At 54.3% G+C, this 2,235-nt stretch carries 1 protein-coding gene and 1 pseudogene; both read right to left on the bottom strand.

Features of this window, described 5'->3' with window-relative positions; all coding sequences use genetic code 11:
• Nucleotides 1-1,957 (bottom strand): annotated as a pseudogene (locus OCV62_RS17625) (SNF2-related protein); the annotation flags it as partial.
• Nucleotides 1,958-2,076: 119 nt separating this feature from the next.
• Nucleotides 2,077-2,235: TnpV protein (locus tag OCV62_RS17620; RefSeq protein ID WP_262588296.1), on the bottom strand; the 159-nt coding region annotated here is incomplete at its 5' end.

Genomic DNA, 2,235 nt, shown 5'->3' with positions numbered 1-2,235 from the left:
GCTGCTCAAACTGTTCTTTGCGCTCTGCCCGGTAGATGGGATATACCATCCCGGTGGGCAGAAGCTGTACGGTGTCCTCCCGCAGCTCGGTGATCTGATAGGCGTCATCCTCGATATACACGGTATCGCCCACGGCATAGACCGGGGCGGCTGGCTCATAGGAGGTTCTTTGCGGAATTGGGCGGCGAACTGCGTCATATTCCTCATCGGAAATGGAAACTTTGGAAGTCTGCTCTGTCTCGGCATCTGCGATCTGCTCGGCATCTGACATCACCTGTTGGATAAACGGGGCATTGTCCAGTTTTTCCGTGTCTGCCACCTGGCCGTTGACGATCCCTCTTTCTTCCAGAGCTTCCCGGATGGCGATGGGGTCGATGTCGTCAAAACGGTCCTGTTCTTCTTCGGTATAGAACCGGTCCTCCTGAATGAGCTGGGCAATCCGGCGCTGTACCTTCGGCCAGGGCAGCTGCGTTTCCTCCGGGCTGCCGGCACGGACAACGAACAGGCTGTTGCTGTTACTGCCGCCGTATTCCTGAGCCAGCCATGCGGCGGTATCTTTTTCTCTTGCATGGTCTTTCATATAGCGGACAACAGCGTGTTTACTCTCGATATTGCCGTTCCATGCACAAAGGGCAGTATCAATATCTTCCTGAGAAAGAGGGCGCAGAAGCTCATGGAGCTTTGGATAGGTCTCGTCGATCACTTCCCGGTGTAAACGCTGACGGAACTCCGGCACATCCGAATAGAGTCGGATCAGCTCCATATCCTTAGAACCAAGGACTGCACGGCGCACAGCGGCATTACCCTCGATGACAGCATTTTCACGGTCAGAATGACCGCAGGCATTGCGGTATGCGGTATCCTCAGAAATGGCGGCAGTCACCACAGGCTTATACTGCTCAAACTGCTCCCCAAGGGTAGGCTTTGGTGTTTCTTCATCCATCTCCGGCTGCTGGGCTTGAATGGCATCTTCTTCGGCCAGTTCCTGTTCAGACTGGATCTTGTCATACTGTGCCTGTTCCTGTTCGGTAAGATAGCGGTCTTTCTGGACAAGTGAGGTAATGCGCTTGGCAACCTTTTCCCAGTTCAAGTGAACATCCGGGCAGTCCTGCTTTTTATAGTGCAGTCCTTTCCCATCGTGATCTTCACCGCTGTGTGTTGCGCCGGACAGGGCATGAGAGCGTCCGCCAATGCCATACTCGTCTTTGAGGAATCTCACTTTCTCCTTATCCGTATGGTTTGCCATGAAGAACGCATAGATACGGCCTTTTCCTCCGGCGAAACTGCTGCCGCCGGTCATAGCGGCGTCGATCTCATCCTCGGTAATGAAGTGCTGAACGGTTGGCACTTGGGAAAGGTCTGAAGAAAAGGTCCTGCGTGGCAGGTCAAGGTCCTTCAGGTTCTCCCAGATCTCCCTTGGTCTGTGATAGTGAAAACGCAACAGGTCACGGTCCTGCTGATAGGCAGTCCAGAAGGCGGCGTATTCTTCCTTGAGGGTCTGGCGGAAAGCCGGGTCACTCAGCTGCTCCGTCAGGCGGCAAGTCTCCTCCGGGAAACCATTGCCTTTGATCTCTGACAGGCAGGACAAATATCCGGCTTCTCTGGCACCCTCACTGAGATCGTGATACAGATACCAGAGCTTTTCTGCAAGGAGGGAGCGTTCATAGCCTGCCGCTTCTGCAAGCTCCACATTGGAGGCAAACTGACCACTTTCCAAAAGCTCCCCGATACGCTCTGCGGCGCTCTCCCAGGAAATGACCTGGGCAGACCTGTCATAACGGACAGACTTCCCATGGGAAAGATGGATACCATCCTCGGCATACCATGCGCTCACACTGCCAAGGCCATTGCCGCCGTGGTACAGCGTTTTCAGTATCTCGGCAATCTCAGCGGTGGTTTTCTGCTTTTCAAAGGCTGCAACCACACGCTCCCTTTGACGGTCTGTATTGCCGCCCAAACGCAGCACATGGTCGATGTCATTTTGGGCAAAAGAAAAAGCAGAGGATGTATGCGCTACATTCTCTGCTTCATCTATGGATTGGATCTGTTCCGCTTCGGAAAGGAACAGGTTTAGGGTCAGCTGTTGATAAGCTCCGCCATCAGGATCTCCTCTGCCTGGGCTTTGCAAGTGTTCATCAGCCCCACCCACTTCATGGGATCGCTGGCTTTCAGTTGCTCGGTGGCTCCCGCTTCTTTCGCCAGCTGGGGCATCATCTGCTCCAGTCTGCTCTGGGC

This window comes from Gallintestinimicrobium propionicum, from assembly GCF_025567525.1.
Taxonomy (GTDB): Bacteria; Bacillota; Clostridia; order Lachnospirales; family Lachnospiraceae; genus Gallintestinimicrobium; species Gallintestinimicrobium propionicum.
This window is presented reverse-complemented; position numbering and strand designations above follow the sequence as displayed.